General features: G+C 47.1%; 14 protein-coding genes. 12 read left to right on the forward strand and 2 right to left on the reverse strand.

Annotated elements, in window-relative coordinates:
• Positions 1-52 precede the first annotated feature (52 nt).
• From C9I89_RS16750 to C9I89_RS16760, 3 genes are all read left to right on the forward strand, one after another.
• On the forward strand, positions 53-1,243 hold the full coding sequence (locus C9I89_RS16750; protein ID WP_107284465.1) for a Bcr/CflA family multidrug efflux MFS transporter: 1,191 nt from the start codon (positions 53-55) through the stop codon (positions 1,241-1,243).
• A gap of 16 nt (positions 1,244-1,259) precedes the next feature.
• A complete protein-coding gene (locus tag C9I89_RS16755) occupies positions 1,260-1,931 on the forward strand; it encodes a DUF2913 family protein (protein WP_107284466.1) in 672 nt (223 codons plus the stop codon).
• 379 nt (positions 1,932-2,310) lie between these two features.
• Positions 2,311-3,882, forward strand: coding sequence for a BCCT family transporter (locus tag C9I89_RS16760; RefSeq protein WP_107284467.1), 1,572 nt, complete (start codon positions 2,311-2,313; stop codon positions 3,880-3,882).
• A gap of 55 nt (positions 3,883-3,937) precedes the next feature.
• Here the strand turns inward: C9I89_RS16760 and C9I89_RS16765 are convergent, their stop codons facing one another.
• Complete coding sequence (locus tag C9I89_RS16765) at positions 3,938-5,398, reverse strand: DUF2867 domain-containing protein (RefSeq protein ID WP_107284468.1); 1,461 nt, start codon at positions 5,396-5,398, stop codon at positions 3,938-3,940.
• A gap of 510 nt (positions 5,399-5,908) precedes the next feature.
• On the opposite strand from C9I89_RS16765, the gene C9I89_RS16770 reads away from it, so the two are divergent.
• From C9I89_RS16770 to C9I89_RS16795, 6 genes are all read left to right on the forward strand, one after another.
• Positions 5,909-6,580, forward strand: a complete 672-nt coding sequence (locus C9I89_RS16770; protein ID WP_107284469.1) for an ABC transporter ATP-binding protein — start codon at positions 5,909-5,911, stop codon at positions 6,578-6,580.
• The gene (locus tag C9I89_RS16775; protein ID WP_107284470.1) at positions 6,561-9,020 is read left to right on the forward strand and encodes an ABC transporter permease; all 2,460 of its coding nucleotides are present in this window, start codon (positions 6,561-6,563) and stop codon (positions 9,018-9,020) included. The genes C9I89_RS16770 and C9I89_RS16775 overlap by 20 nt, the downstream gene beginning before the upstream one ends.
• Complete coding sequence (locus C9I89_RS16780; RefSeq protein WP_107284471.1) at positions 9,020-10,105, forward strand: lipocalin-like domain-containing protein; 1,086 nt, start codon at positions 9,020-9,022, stop codon at positions 10,103-10,105. Before C9I89_RS16775 ends, C9I89_RS16780 begins: the two co-directional genes overlap by 1 nt.
• A 124-nt stretch (positions 10,106-10,229) precedes the next feature.
• Positions 10,230-11,534, forward strand: coding sequence for an amidohydrolase (locus tag C9I89_RS16785; protein ID WP_107284472.1), 1,305 nt, complete (start codon positions 10,230-10,232; stop codon positions 11,532-11,534).
• A 94-nt stretch (positions 11,535-11,628) separates the two neighbouring features.
• Positions 11,629-12,795: a YcjF family protein gene (locus tag C9I89_RS16790; RefSeq protein WP_107284473.1), complete on the forward strand. Its 1,167-nt coding sequence runs from the start codon at positions 11,629-11,631 to the stop codon at positions 12,793-12,795.
• Positions 12,776-14,320 (forward strand): GTPase family protein, encoded by a 1,545-nt coding sequence (locus C9I89_RS16795; protein ID WP_107284474.1) that lies wholly within the window; start codon positions 12,776-12,778, stop codon positions 14,318-14,320. The genes C9I89_RS16790 and C9I89_RS16795 overlap by 20 nt, the downstream gene beginning before the upstream one ends.
• 153 nt (positions 14,321-14,473) lie before the next feature.
• Here the strand turns inward: C9I89_RS16795 and cra are convergent, their stop codons facing one another.
• Entirely contained in the window at positions 14,474-15,457 is a 984-nt protein-coding gene (cra, locus tag C9I89_RS16800; protein ID WP_107284475.1) for a catabolite repressor/activator, read from the reverse strand.
• 298 nt (positions 15,458-15,755) lie between these two features.
• Here cra and fruB point away from each other — a divergent pair, with 298 nt between their 5' ends.
• The 3 genes from fruB to fruA are packed head-to-tail and all read left to right on the forward strand — an operon-like array spanning position 15,756 to position 19,654.
• The gene (gene fruB, locus C9I89_RS16805; RefSeq protein ID WP_107284476.1) at positions 15,756-16,874 is read left to right on the forward strand and encodes a fused PTS fructose transporter subunit IIA/HPr protein; all 1,119 of its coding nucleotides are present in this window, start codon (positions 15,756-15,758) and stop codon (positions 16,872-16,874) included.
• Entirely contained in the window at positions 16,874-17,893 is a 1,020-nt protein-coding gene (pfkB, locus tag C9I89_RS16810; protein ID WP_107284477.1) for a 1-phosphofructokinase, read from the forward strand. The genes fruB and pfkB overlap by 1 nt, the downstream gene beginning before the upstream one ends.
• Before the next feature lie 21 nt (positions 17,894-17,914).
• Positions 17,915-19,654, forward strand: a complete 1,740-nt coding sequence (fruA, locus tag C9I89_RS16815; protein ID WP_107284478.1) for a PTS fructose transporter subunit IIBC — start codon at positions 17,915-17,917, stop codon at positions 19,652-19,654.
• Positions 19,655-20,011: the final 357 nt, after the last annotated feature.

Below are 20,011 nucleotides of genomic sequence, written 5' to 3' on the forward strand. Positions count from 1 at the left end.
TTATTTTTTCCCATACTGTTCTTTGTAAAAAAACAGTACACGTAGTGATTTTATGACCCGACAAGACAGTCAAAAACTGAGCCTGCAATTGATTATAATCCTCGGTGCGATTGCCGCACTCACCCCGCTGGCGATTGATATGTATTTGCCAGCAATGCCCGCTATTGCGAAAGATTTGGCGGTGACTCCCGGCTTGGTACAAACAACATTAACTGCTTATACTGCAGGCTTCGCTATCGGGCAGTTACTGCATGGTCCGCTTGCTGATAGTTACGGCCGTCGTCCGATACTGATCATTGGCATTGTGTTTTTTACCATTGCAGCAGTGATGAGCGCGATGAGTCGCGATATTGTTGAGTTAACCTGGTTCCGTGCCGCACAGGGGTTTGCCGGAGCATCTGCCGCCGTGATTATTCAGGCTCTGGTTCGGGATATGTTTGAGCGTGAAGAATTCGCTCGTACCATGTCATTTGTGACACTAGTAATGACAATCGCGCCATTGGCTGCACCTATGATTGGGGGATATGTATCAGTCTGGTTTGGCTGGCGTTCTATTTTCTGGTTGCTGGCAATATGCGCCGCACTGGTGATTCTGGCGGTGTTAGTGAAAATACCGGAAACGCTGCCTGTCGAGAAACGCCTGCCTTTCCATCTTGGTTCAACATTACGAAATTACGCCAGATTGATGACGACGCCAACCGCGGTTGGTTATGTCTTCTGTAGTGGGTTTTCTTTTGCCGGTATGTTTACGTTTCTTACTGTTGGCTCATTCGTTTATATCGATCTTTATCAGGTTAGTACTCAGAACTTTGGTTACCTGTTTGGTTTAAACGTGCTCTGTCTGATCCTGATGACCGGTATTAATGGCCGGTTAGTGAAGAAGATGGGATCACACTGGATGCTGCGCTTTGGTTTGATCGTCCAATTAATCGCCGGTATCGGATTGATCCTTGGTCAAATGCTTCATCTGGGCTTGTGGGGGGTAGTTATCCCTGTCATGCTTTTTGTTGGCACAATCTCAATCATAGGCAGTAATACGATGGCGTGTTTATTGTCGAAGTATCCGCATATGGCCGGAACCGCCTCATCGTTAGCGGGCACAATGCGTTTTGGTACGGGTACTGTGGTGGGAGGGGCTGTTGCGATGATGCCTGACGCTACGGTCTGGCCTATGGCGTTAACTATGGCGGCTTGTGCATTGCTGTCAGCCAGTTTCTACTGGTTCATGTCCAGAGATGCGTAAAGGTGTAAGGAAAACAATGGCGATTTATTCTCAAGAAATTTATAAGCTGGTAACGGCGGGTTTAAAAGAGCTCGAAGAATCTCAGTTGTCCGGAAAAATACAGAAGAACCCCGTAAGCGAAACGCATTTTCTCAGTGCATGGGTGACAAAAGCTATTAAGCAGCAAGTTTTCGACCGTTGTGTCATAAAAACATTGATGAGCTGGCAGCAGCAAGCTCGCAGTATGGGTAAGAATGCCCAGCTAAAGCAAAATTTTGAACATATTGCAGAAGCCTATGCGGGGATCAGGGGCGATGACGGTAAGGCAATGATCATCACGCGTGATCAGGTTCAGTCGCTTTATCAGGTGCTAGAGCAGAAAGGCTGGCTGGTCACCACTGAGTTTGAAGTAAACCGTAAGGTTACCCATCATACTGAGGGGCAGGCCTCTCTGGTGGTATGCGTGAAGCAATTTCGCGACGTATTTTCTATCCAGGATGAATCGACTGAGCAGGTTGAGTTGGCTAAGCCGCTATCGTTCTATGTTCGCGGCAGCGCACAGGAACTCATTGATACGGCATTCAGCCTGGGGTTACTGTTGTTCAAGGTTACTGATTACAAATCGAAAGTTAAGTACCACGGTGAGTATGTCCTGTATCCGCACAATAACGGTGCTCATTTACCTGAGCTTCCGACACGCGAGATGTAACCGAAATAATAATAATTAGAGTACAAATAGATAGGACACAAAGAAAAAATGGCCAGGGTAAGGCCATTTTTTTGTCTGCAAATTGGCTCTGCTGGATTTTCCATCATTTAGCCTCTTTTATTAAAGCGATATCTAATCCCGGTTGGTATTGTTTATGACTTTTCCATTTGGTGAGGTGGGTGATTATTGACCATTTAGTCATTTCTCATGAAAAATAATCAAAATAAAGATTAGTGTTCTAAGTAACTGATATCGCTTTATCTTTAGTAAGCTCACAATAGGAGCTGTAGTTTTATTGCTGTAATCAATGGTGTTTTTGCTGGATGTGGTCATTAATTGTTGTTAATGTGTCGCCCCTCACACTAATCGTGAGAATTTTATGCAAAGCAGCGCATGCCATATTGGCAATAAATTAGTACCAACATCTACAAATAAATACACAAAAAAACGCCATATTGGCGATAAACTTGTGCCAACGCTAACAATCGGCTTTATCAGCCTGTTTCTTCTGGCGGCACTGTTTGACCTCTCTCGTTTCACCACGTTGATCCAGTCCCTTTTTTCATCGGCAGCCTCACAGTTTGGTTACTGGTGGCAATGGCTTATGGTTGTTAATTTTGCCTTAGCGTTGCTCATTGCAGTAAGTCGTTACGGTAAAACCCGCATGGGAACACAGGCCAAACCCTCTATCGGTACGTTCCGTTGGCTGGCAATGATCATGTGTACGTTACTTGCTGGCGGCGGTGTCTTCTGGTCTGCAGCAGAGCCTATTTATCATTTTATTACTCCCTCTCCAAGCTATAACGGTGTGGTTGGCTCAACCGCTTCAGCCGTTGTTCCGGCACTGAGCCAGAGCTTTCTACACTGGGGATTCCTTGCCTGGTCGGTTCTGGGCACGTTAGCAACCATCGTGCTGATGTATGCGCACCATCAATGCGGCGTCAAACTTCGCCCGAGAGCATTGCTGTACCCGCTACTGGGTGATCGTCTGGAGAACCACTGGCTGGGAGCGGTTATTGATGCTTGCTCAATTATTGCTGTGGCGGCAGGGACGATTGGCCCGATTGGCTTTCTGGCATCACAACTAGGTTATAGCCTGGAAGTGATCGCGGGCATTGAAAATAACGTCTCTTCACAGCTGGCCATTCTGGCTGCGGTTGTTGCGGCTTATTCACTTTCAGCCGCTTCAGGCATGGACAAGGGCTTGCAATGGTTGAGTCGCGCAAATGTTATTGGCGCTTTTGGCTTGCTGCTTGTGATGCTGATCTTTGGTCCGACCCAGTTCATCTTCGAGCAGTTTGGTAATGGCTTTGCCAGCTACCTGACAAACCTGCCTGCAATGAGTCTGACGAATGATTCTGCAGATTGGAATATCTGGTGGACCTGGTTTTTCTGGGGATGGTTCATTGGCTTCGCGCCAATGATGGCAATTTTTATTGCCCGTATTTCTGAAGGCCGCAGTATTCGAGAGCTGGTGCTGGCAGTGGCAATTGGTGCGCCGATCGTGACAAACTTCTGGTTCTCCGTTCTGGGTGGCACAGGAATTTTCCTGGAGCTACAGACACCGGGTATTATTTCGGGGCCGCTAAATGACGCGGGCTTGCCGGCTGTATTACTGGCATCGCTGTCTCAGCTACCTTATAGCAGTATATTGCTACCTGCTTTCCTGGTCTTAACAACGACTTTCGTAGTGACCACCGGTGATTCGATGGCTTATGCGATAGCCATGGTTGTTTCCGGTGATGATAAACCAAGCCGAGTGCACCGTTTATTCTGGGCTATCATTATGGGCTGCGTAGCTGCTGTACTGCTACTTGCCGGAGATGGGGGGCTTAATGCACTCCAATCCTTTATTGTGATCACTGCCGTTCCGGTTTCATTTATTGTTGCTGTAACGCTAATAACAGGTCCGATAGCTGCGATGAAAATGAGTCAGGCGCAAAAGCAATAAATATAGCTTTGATGCTGACAGTAGAAAAGAGGTGCATTCGCACCTCTTTTTTTATTTATAAAGTGACCGATTTACCTTCCTGTGCTTTCGCTTTGCAACGTTTTACCAACGCATGTGTCATGCCTCGGAATATGAACAAGTGGGCCGGCATCATCGTAAACCAGTATAGTAACCCCGAAAAACCTGCAGGGTGCCACCAGGCACGAATATCGACTTCGCGATACTCACCTTTGTCTTCGATGGTAAACTCTAATCGTCCTAATCCCGGGGCTTTCATGCCAAATAACAGGGAAAGAAAACGATAGGGTTCAATGTTAATGACCTTCCATGAATCGACCTGATCGCCTAGTTCAAGTGTGTGTGGATCGCGACGAAAGCGGGTCAGGGCGTTTCCCCCGATCAGATGGTCGAGCCATTCCCGGATCCGCCATAATGAATTGGCATAAAAATAGCCTTCCTTTCCGCCAATCAACTGTATTTGCCGCCACAGTTGTTCGGCGCTAGCATCGGTTTTCAACGTATATCCGGCTTGTTTGGGATAATAGCCATAACCAGGTTGCCAGCGAGCAAGAGCATCGGGATCGAACCCCCAAACACTGCTGCGAACGACTTCTGTCTCGTGGCGAAGCGTCTCTTTCACCGCTTCCTCATACGTTAGCAGGTATTGAGGGATCAATGACTGAATGGCACTACCATCAGCGGGAAGATCGAACCGTAATCCACCGACTAAAGCCCGAGCGATATTAGTTGGAACTGATGTAATGAACTTTAACCAATAGGCCGCTACAGATATTGGTAAAAAAGGCAAGGGGATAAAATGTACATTTTTGCCGATTAACCGGCCAAGTTGACGCATCTGCGATTCGTAGGAGAGCTGCTCTGGCCCAGCAACATCCATTATCTGGTGACGAGAAGGGGTGAAGCGAAGCAGCTCCAGTAAATAATGCAGAACATTGCGTAAGGCGATAGGGGAGCTGTGTGACTTAACCCATTTGGGTGTCAGCATGACCGGTAAATTATAAATATAATCTCGCATAACTTCGAAGGCCGCGGAGCCCGGGCCAATAATAATGCCAGCACGGAGTTCAGTGATAGGGATACCGCTCTCGCGCAATATTTCACCTGTGGCTTTACGGGCGGCTAGGTGTTTTGAGTAACCTTTAACGGATTGCAGTGCGCCGAGGTAAATAACGCGCTTCACTTTGCTCAGTTTTAAAGCCTGACTGAAATGACGTGCAGCATCGAGTTCGAAATCAATAAAATCATGACCGTGGTTCATACCGTGAACAAGAAAAAAAACGGCATCAACATCAGAAAGAAGTGGACGAAGGTCCGTGTTCTGGTTCAAATCCAGTTCGACAAGCTCAATATTGGGGATAGAACTCCACCCTCTTTTCTGAAGCAACTTCAGGTTTCGCCCCGTTGCTTTTACCTGATAGCCACTGTTGGCTAATTCCGGTACCAGATGGCTACCAACATAACCCGATGCGCCAACTACCAGAATTGTTTTGATCATCTGTTGCATGCTCCCTGCAGCAAAATTCAGGTTATGACCTGAAAGCTATTTGGTATGAAAATTCATATTGTCATTAAAACTGTAGTGGATAAATTTTGCCCTGTCTTTCGCATTACAAATTATGCAGCTTTTTAGCCGTACCCTGGTCGATGTTTTAAGGTTGGCCAGCTAGATGCAGCGGCCAGTGGTGTTGCAGATAAGACTATGCTTATTACCGCATTCATGTTCTATGGTGACGCTTCTCGGAAATGTCCTACAATTATTCTAAGCCTTGAATATTATTAAGTCGTTGATTCAATATTCAAAGTTGTTAGTCGCTTGTAGGGTATTTGGCCTTTTTGTAGGCAGTTTGTAATTCATTACATTGAATTTATGGCTCAGGATCTGAAAGTCCTTTCTCGTTGTCTGGCTTTGCTGTAAATTTCACTGTCGGCTGGAATGGCAAACTGTGTCATTTATTCAGTAATATAAATTTTAATTTCAAGACCTTTTTCATTATCGGGGACGTAGATGTTACGACTTGCTAAGCTTTGTAAAGGTTATCAGGATGGTGGTGAATACCATTCCGTTTTGCAGGGTGCTGAGCTTGAACTGGCACAAGGTGACCAACTTGCTTTGATGGGTGAGAGTGGTTCTGGTAAGAGTACCCTATTGAATTTAATTGCAGGGTTAGATTCTGCCGATTCAGGCGAAATATGGATTGGTAATACGCCGATACACAATATTTCTGAGCGTGAACGTACCGCATTCCGTCGAAATAATATTGGTATGGTGTTCCAACAATTTAATCTCTTACCGACTTTGACTATTGCCGATAATATCCGTTTTTGCCGTCAGCTTAAGGGGCTGGATGAAAAGCCCGAGTTGTGGCGACAGATCATCTCTGCTCTCGACCTGATGCCGTTATTAGGGCGCTATCCTGAAGAAATGTCGGGTGGCCAGCAACAACGTGCGGCTATAGCGAGAGCACTGTATATGGAGCCCGAAATTCTGCTTGCTGATGAACCGACCGGTAGCTTGGATGAACGTAATGCGGGCGCGGTGATCCGCTTGCTGACTAATCTGACTCATCAGCTTGATTGTACTTTATTATTGGTCACGCACAGTAAACAAGTTGCTTCACACATGCGTGGTTGTATTCGTCTTCAGGGGGGACAATTGGATGTCAAGCCCCGTAGCTAAAGCACTTTGGGGGCATTACCGTCGTCACCCATTTCAGATATTACTGGTCTGGTTAGGTCTGACCTTAGGTATTGCGCTGTTAGTGGGCGTTATGGCGGTCAACCAACAGGCACGTGAAAGTTACCGTCAAGGTGAGCAACTCTTTTCTAATCCTTTTCCTCACCGAATTCGTCACGTTCAAATGGGGCTCAAAGTGCCGCAGGGTTTTTATGTCCAGCTGCGACGATCTGGTTTTAATACCTGTGTACCGTTTGAGCAACATCGTATTGTTACTGATCAAGGCCGAGACTTTGAAATTGTAGGTGTCGATCCGGTCGCCATGTTCTCTAGTCTCAGAGGCAAAGATCTGGGGCAATATCGAGGTCAAATGCTGGAACTGATGAAACCACCGTATCCAGTGATGATCGGTAGTCAGTTAGCCAGTTATATGGGGGTTGAGGAAGGTCAAAAACTGACGCTGAATAATGGCAGACAAATAGGGCCGTTACGCGTGGTTGGTGATGAGCGCATCGGCGGTCCAAGAATGATCGCAGATATGGCCTTACTGCGCGAATTGCATCCAAGCGCTGGCATTACGACGGTTCTTTGTGGTGAAATGTCACAGAAAAACCTGACAAAACTCGCTCATATACTCCCGCCAGGATTGACTTTAGAACGGCATCAGGGGGCCAAACTTGAACCGTTAACTGAAGCATTCCACCTCAATTTGTTTGCGATGGGAATGCTCTCTTTTGTGATCGGTTTGTTCATCTTCTATCAGGCAATGTCATTGTCATTATCTCAGCGTCAGCCTTTAGTGGGGTTGTTACGCCAAGCGGGCGTGTCGGGCTTTCAGCTGGCTAGCGCGCTGTTCATTGAGCTGATTGTCTGGATTATATTAGGCCTTATTGGCGGTAATCTGCTAGGTCTTTTATTGGCGCAACAATTGCTGCCGTCGGTGGCGGCTACGTTAAGCGATCTCTATAGTGCCAATGTTAGTTTGTCTGTGACCTGGCACTGGCAGTGGGGCGCCGCCAGTGTTGCCATTGCGGTATTTGGCAGTTTGCTCGCTTGCGGTTGGCCAATGATTCGCTTAATTAAAACACCGCCAGCACGTTTAGCAACCCATATGGCTTTAGTGCGTTTTAGCGGACGTGAATTTGCGTGGCAAGCCTTATTCTCATGCATTTTTATTGGTGCTGCTATCGCCGTTTACCAACTGCCTCATGGGCAGTTGGCGGGTTTTGTCTTAATAGCTTGTATCCTGATTGCTTCAGGATTGATGATGCCTTTCTTACTGTGGCAGTTATTCCAGAGACTGGGCTTATTCTTCCGGTCGGCACGTCTGCGCTGGTTTTTTTCTGATGCAGCAGCCAGCCTGAGCTACCGTGGTGTTGCCGCAATGGCCTTTATGCTGGCTCTTGCTTCAAATATTGGTATGGAAACAATGGTTGGTAGTTTCCGCAGTACAACAGAAAGTTGGCTAGGGCAACGTCTGGCTGCAGATATTTATGTTCGGCCATCGCACAATGTTGCTCCGCGTATATCGAAGTGGTTGGAACAGCAACCAGAAGTGGAGCAAGTTTGGTGGCAGTGGAGTACAGAAACCCCCACCGAAGCGGGTACATTAGAGGTCAAGAGTGTCGGAGGCAGCGCCGGTGAGAGAGACGCATTGCTGGTCAAAGTGGCTGAACCTGACTATTGGTATAAGCTGCATAATACTCAAGCTGTGATGGTCAGTGAATCAATGGCATTAAAGCAGGGATGGCGACCCGGAGATAAGATCGAACTACCCGCGCCAATGATAGGTGGTTGGATTATCGCAGGTGTTTATTATGACTATGGTAACCCATATGGGCAGGTGCTGATTTCCAATAGGCACTGGCAGGCTCTGTGGCCGAAAACCGGGCAGGTTGGATTAGCCATTCATCTGGAAGATGATGCTGACAGTACTCAATTAATGGCGAAGATGGGTGAGCGTTTCCGATTGCAACCTGAAAGGGTGCGTAATAATGCCGAGCTGATGAATCAAGCCATGCGTGTATTTGACCGTACATTTATCGTGACCGCAACATTAGGCAAGCTAACGTTATTCATTGCTGTTTGCGGTCTGTTCTTTGCTACTGTTGCCGGTGAGGTTTCACGTCAGCGGCAGTTCGCCCTGCTTCGTTGCATGGGTATGACCGGCCGTGAATTAGCAGCGTTGGGTGGTGGGCAGTTATTAGTTATCGGCCTGATGACAGCGCTGATGGCATTACCGCTTGGTCTTGTATTGGCACAGCTATTAATTGATGTCGTTTTGAAATACTCCTTTGGTTGGACAATGCCTATTCATTTTTTCCCAACAGAATATTTACTGTCGCTGGGAAGTGCTTTACTTGTACTTCTGGCCGCCGGGGCATGGCCAGTGTGGCGCCTTGTTAAACGTTCAGCTATCTTGTCGTTACGAGAGGCGTTTTGATGTCAAAGGTAAAAGAAACACAACACTGGTGGATCACCTCTTTGCTTATTTTTCTTTTGCTGGGTTGCGATCAGGTACAAGATCGTTCAACGACAGCAGAACAACTGACTCAAGCGAGTGGCGATATCTATCAACCTGTTGTTGAAGGCCATCAACTCCGTTTTCCTCGTGATTTTTCAAGTCATCCTGGGTTCAGAATGGAATGGTGGTACCTGACCGCCAACCTTGAGGATGAGAACGGCGAAACGTTCGGGGTTCAATGGACCTTATTTCGTATGGCGACAGGCACTGAAAACGACGGTGGCTGGAAAACACCACAAATGTTCATGGCTCATGCCGTTGTGACATCAGCGAAAAAAAAATGGTTTGCCGAACGCTTTGCCCGTGGTGGTATCGGACAAGCGGGTGTTATGCCCAAACCTTACCGTGCCTGGTTAGATAACTGGTCATGGCGCTCTTTAGGTCAGAGCCCATTCCCCGGTTTACTGGAATTTCAAGATGGTGATATGGCTGCCCGATTGCAGATCAATAACCAAGGTTCGATTGTACTGCAGGGAAAAGATGGGTACAGCCGGAAGCACCGCTCTGAAGATATCGCCTCATATTATTACAGTGCCCCTTTTCTCAAGGTGGATGGTATCCTTGATCTGGATGGCAAACAGTACAAGGTGAAAGGGGATGGCTGGTACGATCGTGAATGGAGCAGCACTATGCTGGCGAAAAACCAACTGGGATGGGATTGGTTTTCTGTTCATTTAGATGATGGAAGTGCCTTGATGCTCTACCAGATCAGGGAAAAAAATCATCAACCATTCTATTTTGGCACCCTTAGCTGGCCTGATGGCAAAGTAGTTCAGTTAGGGCAGGAAGACATTCAGTTAACGCCATTAGGATATACCCCTGTTGAAGGTAAGAGTTTACCCTTAGATTGGCGTATTGATGTACCATCACAACAGATTGAGCTTAGAGCGGAAGTTGTCCGCAAGGAACAGTGGTTACCTTTTATGTTCCCATACTGGGAAGGGCCAATTAAGGTCAAGGGCAGTCATTCAGGACAAGGATTTATGGAATTAACGGGTTACTAATATCAATAAGTATATCGACCAAGCCTTTTGTTATAGCACGCAAACAGGGATGGGAGTCAATTATTGAGCACGAATTGCGTGAGTAAAACCGGCCCGTTAGCCATATAAGTAATAGGATTATTAAGTGGTAAACAAGTTAACTTTTGATGAGCAAGCATTATCGCAACGCCTGATGAACTACAGACGTGAATTTCACCGTTATCCAGAATCGGCCTGGTGTGAATTTTTTACAACCGGTCGCATTGCCGGGCTTCTGGAAAACCTTGGTTTTGAGTTGTATTTTTCTGACAGTATCATTGCCCGTGATGCCATTATGGGACGTGATGAAACTAGTATTGCTGACGCTCAGCAACGCGCTCTGAGTTGGGGGGCGGATGCCAATATACTTTCAAAAATGAATGGCGTTACCGGTATTGGAGCGGAACTTGATACCGGGCGAGAAGGACCGGTTTATGCTTTCCGTTTTGACATTGATGCAGTAGAAGTGATGGAAAGTCAGGACGATTCGCACCGTCCGCGATTTCTCGGTTTTGCATCATTATTGCCGGGGATAGCACACGCATGTGGGCATGATGCGCATGCATCAATAGGTTTAGGGTTGGCAGAAGTGCTGGCAGAAAACAAAGAAAAACTATCAGGCAAGATTAAATTATTGTTTCAACCTGCAGAAGAAGGCTGTCGTGCCGGGAAGGCAATTGCCGAAAGTGGTTGGCTAGACGATGTTGATTATTTTTTTGCAGCCCATATCGGTATGAATGTACCTAGCGGGACATTAGTGTGTGATCCCCAACATTTCCTCTGTAGTTCTAAATTTGATCTCCATTTTAAAGGCAAACCAGCGCATGCCGGTATTGAACCTAATGCCGGGTGCAATGCATTGGCTGCAGCATGCACTGCCGTTACGCAAATGCTGGCAATTCCCCGTCATCGCGATGGTATGACCCGGGTGAACGTTGGCCAGTTAACGGCAGGTGACGGGCGAAACGTTATTCCGGATAAAGCCATATTAAAAGGTGAAACGCGTGGTGAAAATCGCGATCTGAATAACTATATGTACCAGCACGTTGAGCGGATTGCTCAGGCCTCATCTATGATGCACGGTGTTAACGTTGAAGTTCATGCTCAGGGTGAAGCAATAGGCTTACACAATGACATTGAGCTGGTAGAACTACTAGCATCTGTAGGTTATGGCTGTGGTTTCAATAATGTCATTCGTGAAAAAGACTTCGGTGCCAGTGAAGATGCGGGTTATCTGGTAGACCGTGTACAAGCCAAGGGGGGGAAAGCTATTTATTGCATGGTGGGTTCAGATCTGACTGCAGGGCATCATAATGGTGACTTCGATATTGATGAAAGCAGAATGTTACCGGGGGTGAAGTTGTTTACTGCCGTTATTGAACGGCTGCAAAACCGATTCAGAGGAAGTTGATGGGCTAGGAAATCATGCGGAGATAAAGCGGCTTAATTGAGGTGACTTGGGTGTATACAATGATTCACGGGTGCCGATTAAGTGATTACAGATCATGAATAGTTTTAAGAAAATCTTCGATTACATTAATCCGTCTGTTAACCCAGATCTTGAACCGGCCTTTACCCAATGGCAGGAACAGTTGCCGACCCTATGGTTGCTGGGTAAAACCGGTGCAGGAAAATCGTCGTTAGTTCAGGCGCTGACAGGGGATTCTCAGGTGGAGATTGGTAATGGTTTCCTCCCTTGCACCAAGACCGCTGTGAGTTATGACTATCCGGTAAATAACCCCTTATTGCGCTTTCTTGATACACGCGGCGTATCAGAAACTGACTATGATCCCGCTGAAGATACCCAGATCTGTCAGCAGCGAAGCCATGCCTTGATCGTGGTGATGAAAGCAGAAGAGCCTGAACAGAGTGGTGTGATTAATGCCCTTAAAAAAATCAAAAAGTTTGGAGTGATAAAGCAGCTTCTGATTGTTCATACTGCGGTACTTTCCATTGCCGATATCGCTGAACGTGAAAGGGCTATGGCCCATAATCAGAGTCAGGTTGAAGCCGTCTGGGGGAGAACGGCACCGACAGTTGCGGCTGATTTCGCTCCCTCTGACGCAGCCCCCGTTAGTGCTGATGATGCCCGTATTGGCGAAAGTGGTCTTCACGAACTGAAAAATAAGTTGGCAGAGATGCTACCGATCCTCAGTTTGTTGACCAATAAGCAAGCACATGCATCCCGTGAAGAAAGCAATTTTGAAAAACTCCGCTCAGAAGTGTTGTGGTATGCAGGTGCGGCGGGGGCCAGTGATGCGATCCCGGCGGTAGGTCTGGTTTCTGTGCCTGCTATTCAGGGGAAAATGCTGCATAGCCTGGCTAACCAATATGCGGTGGTATGGGATAAACAGTGCTTTATGGAGTTCATTGGCACATTAGGTACCGGCTTTATGGTGCAGTATCTGTCTAAGCTGGGCATTCGCCAGCTGGTGAAGTTTATTCCTGCCTATGGTCAGACGGTCGGCGGTGCAACGGCGGCGGCAATCAGTTTTTCATCCACTTATGCGATTGGCCGGGCAGCATGTAAATATCTGTATCATAAAAGTAAAGGCGAAACTGTCACGAAAGAGGAAATGAAGGCGATCTTTGAGCAGGCTATAAAGGCTGTTGCCAAAATCGAAGCCGGCAGCAGCGGTAAACAGAAGAAAAATGAAACCGATAAAAAATAGCTATCAGTTGATGAGCCGGGTGTCTGATGGCTTTGTACCGTTGATGATCACGGCGATCATTCTGCCGTTTGGCGTTCTTGCTGTCTTTGGTGTGATATCGCTGTTTGAGAATGGCTATTGGTTGCTGTTTTTGATGATTACTGCCGCGTTATGCATCGCAATATTCTTACCGTACCTCTGGCTTCGACGAAAGCATAAAATCGAACGTTCAACCGCTGAAGAGTTTGCGGAAATCATGGTTGAGCCATCACTGCAATGGGCTGACTTTGATCGCCAAGTCTGGCAATCCCTGAATATATTAATTGACCAGCAGTTAGCGGAGGCTGCAGATTGGCCATCGCTACGATCCCATGCGTTTACAGTTGTCAGCGAAGCGGCAAGCCAGTATCACCCGGAGAGCAACGCGAAGGAGCTGGCATTTTCAGCGCCAGAATTTCTGCTAATGGTAGAAGAAGTCAGTCGTCGATATCGTCACTTGCTGCATGATCATATACCGTTTTCTGAAAAGATCCGCATAACCACGCTAAAGCAAGGTTATGAACAGAAAGGTAAGATCCAAACGGCCAAGAAAGCCTATGACATTTACCGCGTTTTTCGCGCGGTAACCCCAGCAGGTTGGATCGCCGAAGCGAGAGGGCAAATTATTGGCCGATTGTTTGATGAAGTCAGCGCAGAAGTACAAGCGAAACTGAAGAAAACCTTATTGCAGGAGGTGGCGTCAGTTGCGATCGATCTATACAGCGGGCGCTTTAAAGCTAAAGATGCCGAGTTGCAACATAGTCACGCTGCAGATTTGGATGAAGAAAGACTGGCTCCTGATATCGAGCCATTGCGTGTGGCGGTTATCGGGCAGGTGAGTGCGGGTAAGTCATCCGTGATCAACGCCATTGCTGGCAGTATAGTGGCTGAAGTCAGCACCCTTCCATCCACTGATCGGGTAACTGTGCATAAATGCGAAGTAGAGGGGATCGAGCTTGTCCATTTGGTCGATTTGCCGGGCATGGATGGTAACCCAAAAACAGAGTCATTAATTTTTGAGCAAATCGTTAATAGTGATTTGGTTTTCTGGGTGCTTAAAGCCAATCAGCCAGCTCGAGCCTTAGATAGCCAATTGAAAATCAAAGTGGATGCTTTCTATGCCGATACGGCTAATCGTTCGAGGAAAAAGCCACAGATCATGGCACTGGTCAATCAGGTAGACAGGTTACAACCGATTCAGGAATGGGCACCACCTTATGATTTTACCTCCGGCAATACACCTAAGGCGATGATCATTAAAGAAGCGGTGGAATATAACCAGGCATTGCTGAACCCCGATAAGATACTGCCGCTGTGTGTCGGAGAAGGCAAAACAGCTTATAACCTTGACCAAATAAATACGTTTTTACAGGCAGCCTATCAGAGTGGTGTGAATACTCAGTTGAACCGACGCCGTTTGGAGCATGATAAGTTAGCACTGGGTGAGCAGGCGAGGCGTCTCTACCGGCTAGGAAAGAAGATGTTTGAGCTGTCGGGCAGAGACTGAACTATAACCAATTCAACAGTAGTGGGTTATATACCCAGCCATCTCAAGATGCAGAGCCCGGTGAGTAACGTTGCCATGATGGAGAACAAGGCACCATTGCGATAGCAACCTTATCGCTCTGGTGCTTGGTTATAATTAATTTAAAATGAACGATTAACGTCGCTTAATCTTCCGGGGGACCACTTCCACACCTGTGCGGTATCGTCCGGCTGTCGCATTAAGTGCTAATTCCAGGGCGCTGTCGGCAATTAGCTCAAATTGCTGAGGAAGGGATTGAATTTTAATCGGCAGAAAATCCAATAAACGGTTGTCACCAAATGTGGCCAGATGGGTTTTTGCCATCAGCGCCGGATTGGCCAGCAGACAATCTAATACACCTTCAAACAAGGTATAAGAGGTGGCAAGAATGGCATCCGGCAAGTTGTTGCTATCTATCCATTGCTGTACCTGATATTGACCTTGTTCCTGACTGAAGTGATCGCCGTAAGCAATCAGCGTTTCAACATCGGGATGGTGGGAATGGATCGCCGCAATGAAACCTTGCTCACGCTCTTTTGATACCCCAAGTTCTGGCACTGCACCGATCAGGCCGATACTTTTTATCTCTTTCATCAGCAGGGCTTGAGTAAGCTCATAAGCCCCCTCTAAATCTTCACTGATCACGCTGGCGAAGGCTTCATCATCTAAGGCTCGGTCAAGCGCTATTACGGGTACACCTCCTGCCTGGATTTTTTTATAGAAGTCATGATCGGCAGGCAGGGCACTTGCTACTAACAGTGCATCGATACGACGGCTGAGCAAGGTCTCGGCGACTTTCATTTCGGTTTCAATATCATCATCAGAGCAGGAGATGATGAGTTGATAGCCCGCCTTTCTTGCATCACGTTCCAGTAATTTTGCCAGTTTTGCGTAACTGCTATTTTCCAGATCCGGGATGATCAATCCAAATGAGCGGCTGTTTCCCGCACGCAATGATTTGGCGGCATGATCAGGACGGAAGTTAAATTGATTAACAACAGCCATGACTTTCTGTTGGGTTTTTTCACTGATCCGGTACTTGCTGGCTTTGTCATTAATGACATAGCTTGCAGTAGTACGCGATACACCAGCAAGTTTTGCAATTTCATCTAACGTCATCGTGATTTCTTACTCTTCACCGGAATATTTGTGCACTTGATCATATATTCGCAAATGATCCTGCACGGAACAATTGCAATAATAGCTGAAAGCATTCAGCATGTCAGGTGAAAGGTTTCAGCAGAGCTTTAAAAAGTTCATCGGTTCTGCTGAGACTTTTAAATTGCTGAAAAGCTGAATCGGTTCAGCTTTGGTTGTTGTATAACCTTATAACTTAACGACGGGTCGAGATGAGCCTTGAGTTCATCAAAAAGAAGACCGAAGTAGAAGACAGAAAACTGTCATATGGAGTGAATTCATGTTGTCACTATCACAGAGCGATATTCAGTTAAAACAAGCCGCCCCTGATAAACAAGAGGCGATAAAGGCGCTAGCCGACAGCTTAGCAAATCAGGGGCTGGTTGAGGCGGGTTATGTCAATGGGATGCTGGCTCGTGAAGCTCAGAACTCGACATTCCTGGGGAATGGAATCGCGATCCCACACGGTACAACGGATACACGTGGTTTGGTCAAACAAACGGGCGTGAAGGTCCATCATTTCCCGCATGGTGTGGATTGGGGCAATGGACAAACCGTTTATCTGGCTATCGGTATTGCGGCTAAATCTGATGAGCACCTTGGCATTCTGAAGCAATTAACGAAAGTGCTTTCAGCTGATGGCGTTGAAGAGAAACTAAAGCAGAGCGACAGTGCAGAAGGCATAATTGCGATTTTAAACGGTGACGAGCAGCTAGAAGCTGAATTTGATACCGGGTTGGTTCAACTGGATTTCCCGGCAACAGACTTGATCCAGTTAACTGCCGTTGCTGCTGGTCTGATCAAAAACCGCAAGTTTGCTGATAACGGCTGTGTCGCAGATGCGATTGCTTCAGGTACAACTTACCTCGGTCAAGGATTGTGGCTGGCAAGAAGCAATAAAGAGGTGGTGAAAACGGCAATTTCTTTTGTTACGCCGTCTCAGTCTTTTGAAGAAGACGGACAGCCAGTTAAAGGTCTATTGATGGTTGCGGCTTGTAATGCGGCTCACCTGAAGAATTTGGAGTATTTATCTCAGGTGCTTTATAAGAACCAATCAGCAAAATTGTTTGCCGCAACAGAAGAAAAAGTGGTTTCACTATTAACCGAAGAGACGATTGAGGGTTCGACAGAAGTCTTCAAAATCCTCAATTCACACGGTCTGCATGCCCGTCCTGGTGCGATGCTGGTGAGCGTGGCAAAGAAATTCAATTCAAATATTCAGGTGCTTAACCTATGTGGTGACGGAAAGTCGGCAAATGCGAAGAGCCTGATGAAGGTGATTGCTCTGGGTGTGAAACACGGTCATCGACTGCAATTTACGGCGCAAGGTGATGATGCTGAGCTGGCACTGGAGTCAATTGGACAGGCAATCGCGGATGGCTTGGGTGAGGGTAAGTAATGACTGATTTAAATAGCCCTGATTTTTGTCAGACCGCGTCACACAAACCAAAGGTTGTCACTGTTACGCTAAATCCAGCGTTGGATTTAACCGGCAGCCTGAATACGCTGACTGCCGGTACCGTTAACGTCGTGAACAAAGGCAGTTTGCACCCGGCCGGTAAAGGCGTAAATGTTGCAAAAGTACTGGCTGAGTTAGGTGCCGAGGTTACTGTTACTGGTTTATTAGGCGCAGATAACCAAGAACCATTCCGTCAGCTTTTTGAAGAGCTGGGTGCAGCGGATAAGTTTGTTCGCGTTAAAGGTGCAAGCCGCATCAACGTAAAACTGGTTGAGCAAACCGGTCAGGTCAGCGATATCAACTTCCCGGGGGTTGCGGTATCTGAAGACGATATCATCCGTTTCGAACAAACATTGTTTGAACTGGTAGAAAGCCATGATGTGTTTGTTATCGCGGGTAGCTTACCTGTTGGTATTACACCTGAGATGTGTGCGGGTTGGGTATCGCGTCTACATCAATTAGGTAAACAAGTCTTGTTTGATAGCAGTAAAGCGGCATTAGCGGCTGGTCTGGACGCAAATCCATGGTTGGTAAAACCTAATAATGAAGAGCTATCGGAATGGGCTGGGCGTGAATTAACGTCAGAAGCAGAATTTACAGAGGTTGCTGAACAACTGGCGCAAAAAGGAATTGCCAATGTGGTGGTGTCTTTAGGTGCTGAAGGTGTGATGTGGTTGAGTAATAAAGGATGGTTACGTTCGCAACCACCCAAAATGCAGGTCGTCAGTACCGTGGGTGCCGGTGACACATTAGTGGCCGGTATGTGCTGGGGGCATCTGAATCGCTGGAACAGAGAAGAAACTCTTCGTTTTGCAACGGCATTGTCGGCTTTGGCGGTGGCTCAAGTTGGAGTCGGTGTTGAAGATATTGAAACCGTGCTGGCGATGAAAGAAAGAGTGCAACTGTCAAAATCAGATCTTACTGAAAAGATCGGATCTAACAATTACGTGAAGTGCTAACAAGGATCAGAGGGTATTAAGATGAATATTGCAATCGTAACAGCTTGCCCCAGCGGTATTGCAAACACCGTCATTGCTGCAGGCCTATTAGAAAAAGCGGCAGCAGAACTGAAGTGGAACGCTGATATTGAATGTCAGTCAACGGTTACAGCGGTGAAATCTCTGACTTCTGCTCAGATTAAAGCCGCAGACTGCATTGTTATTGCTGCAAGTACCGCAATTGATAAATCTCGCTTTGCAGGTAAAAGAGTCTATCAGTCAGACGTTGCTGAATGTTTTGCTGAGCCAAAAGTTTACTTGCAACAAGCAGCAGAAAAAGCAATCGTGCTATCCTCTTCGGCGGCTCAGCAAGCCGTCGCTGAAACGGTGGTTGGATCCGGGAAAAAGAAAATTGTTGCAATTACTGCCTGCCCGACCGGTGTCGCGCATACTTTTATGGCGGCAGAAGCACTGGAAGGTGAGGGTAAACGTCAGGGACATGATATCAAAGTTGAAACCCGCGGCTCTGTGGGTGCAAAAAACCAGCTAACGGCAGAAGAAATTGCGGCGGCTGACCTGGTTGTTATTGCGGCTGATATTGACGTCGATCTTGCCCGATTTGAAGGTAAGAAACTATACAAAACCAGTACCGGTCTGGCTCTGAAGAAAACCTCACAAGAATTAGACAAAGCGTTTGCAAGTGCTGCGATTTATAAGCATGAAGCAGGCAATGCATCCGCCGGTGATCACAAACAAGAAAAAACCGGGGCTTATAAGCACTTGATGACCGGCGTATCACACATGCTGCCGTTGGTTGTTGCGGGCGGCTTGGCGATTGCGTTGTCTTTTGTCTTTGGTATCGAAGCATTTAAAGAAGAAGGTACGCTGGCAGCTGCGCTGATGACTATTGGTGGTGGTTCGGCATTTGCGTTGATGGTGCCTGTTCTGGCTGGTTTCATCGCCTTTTCGATTGCTGACCGTCCGGGCCTGGCTCCTGGTTTGATTGGCGGTATGTTAGCAAGTTCAATCGGTGCCGGTTTCCTTGGTGGTATTGTTGCCGGCTTCCTTGCGGGATACAGTGCAAAACTGATTGCCGATAAAGTGCAGTTACCTCAGTCGATGGAAGCGCTCAAACCTATTCTGATCATTCCGCTGGCAGCGAGCTTGATCACCGGTCTTATCATGATTTACATCGTGGGCGGTCCGGTTGCTGCTGCTATGACAGGGCTGACTGAATTCTTGAACAATATGGGTTCTGCGAACGCGGTACTGCTGGGCATCACCCTTGGTTGTATGATGTGTTTCGATCTGGGTGGCCCGGTAAACAAAGCGGCGTATACATTCGGAGTCGGTTTGCTAGCGTCACAAACTTACGCGCCAATGGCAGCAATTATGGCGGCGGGCATGGTACCTGCGCTCGGTATGGGGCTGGCAACATTCCTTGCAAAAAATAAATTCAACGCAAGTGAATCAGAAGCGGGTAAAGCGTCCTTCGTGCTTGGTCTGTGCTTTATCTCAGAAGGCGCGATTCCATTTGCAGCTCGCGATCCGATGCGCGTGATCCCTAGCTGCATGGCGGGTGGTGCGTTAACCGGTGCACTGTCTATGCTGTTTGGCGCAAAGCTGATGGCACCACATGGTGGTCTGTTCGTCCTGTTGATTCCAAATGCGATCACCCCTGTACTGATGTATCTGGTTGCGATTGCGGCAGGCACACTGTTAACCGGTGTGACTTATGCGTTCCTTAAAAAATCAGAACAAGAGCAGTTGGTGACAGCGTAACACTCAACAGCCGTAATCCATTCTTTGAGAAAATATAGACATCTAAACTAGAGTCAAAATAAAAAAGCCCCGGCACCGATAATGCCGGGGCTTTTGCCACCGCTGCCTACATGAATTATGTGCATTTACTGCGTTCAGTATCTCTCATTCTGATTATTGATACTAAAAACTGGCCGACTATTCTTCCCCGGAGTGTGCAATTTATCAATTGCAAAAGCACAATAAGAAAGCCTGCACCAGTAAATACGTTTTGTTTTGTAGGTGTTCCTTGCGGTATAGAAGCGTTTCCGCTTAATGCGCAGGTGTTACTTGTTGTTATTGTTATCCCCAATGTTGTTGCTGTTGTTGTAATTTATT

This window comes from Photobacterium lipolyticum (assembly GCF_003026475.1).
GTDB lineage: Bacteria > Pseudomonadota > Gammaproteobacteria > Enterobacterales > Vibrionaceae > Photobacterium > Photobacterium lipolyticum.

What these genes read in the sequence shown, in the direction of transcription:
- C9I89_RS16790 (WP_107284473.1), top strand. Translation starts at nt 11,629, where the DNA reads ATGAATAGTTTTAAGAAAATCTTCGATTACATTAATCCGTCTGTTAAC.
- pfkB (WP_107284477.1), top strand. Translation starts at nt 16,874, where the DNA reads ATGACTGATTTAAATAGCCCTGATTTTTGTCAGACCGCGTCACACAAA.
- fruA (WP_107284478.1), top strand. Translation starts at nt 17,915, where the DNA reads ATGAATATTGCAATCGTAACAGCTTGCCCCAGCGGTATTGCAAACACC.
- C9I89_RS16760 (WP_107284467.1), top strand. Translation starts at nt 2,311, where the DNA reads ATGCAAAGCAGCGCATGCCATATTGGCAATAAATTAGTACCAACATCT.
- fruB (WP_107284476.1), top strand. Translation starts at nt 15,756, where the DNA reads ATGTTGTCACTATCACAGAGCGATATTCAGTTAAAACAAGCCGCCCCT.
- C9I89_RS16750 (WP_107284465.1), top strand. Translation starts at nt 53, where the DNA reads ATGACCCGACAAGACAGTCAAAAACTGAGCCTGCAATTGATTATAATC.
- C9I89_RS16795 (WP_107284474.1), top strand. Translation starts at nt 12,776, where the DNA reads ATGAAACCGATAAAAAATAGCTATCAGTTGATGAGCCGGGTGTCTGAT.
- C9I89_RS16780 (WP_107284471.1), top strand. Translation starts at nt 9,020, where the DNA reads ATGTCAAAGGTAAAAGAAACACAACACTGGTGGATCACCTCTTTGCTT.
- cra (WP_107284475.1), bottom strand. Translation starts at nt 15,457, where the DNA reads ATGACGTTAGATGAAATTGCAAAACTTGCTGGTGTATCGCGTACTACT.
- C9I89_RS16775 (WP_107284470.1), top strand. Translation starts at nt 6,561, where the DNA reads ATGTCAAGCCCCGTAGCTAAAGCACTTTGGGGGCATTACCGTCGTCAC.
- C9I89_RS16770 (WP_107284469.1), top strand. Translation starts at nt 5,909, where the DNA reads ATGTTACGACTTGCTAAGCTTTGTAAAGGTTATCAGGATGGTGGTGAA.
- C9I89_RS16755 (WP_107284466.1), top strand. Translation starts at nt 1,260, where the DNA reads ATGGCGATTTATTCTCAAGAAATTTATAAGCTGGTAACGGCGGGTTTA.
- C9I89_RS16765 (WP_107284468.1), bottom strand. Translation starts at nt 5,398, where the DNA reads ATGATCAAAACAATTCTGGTAGTTGGCGCATCGGGTTATGTTGGTAGC.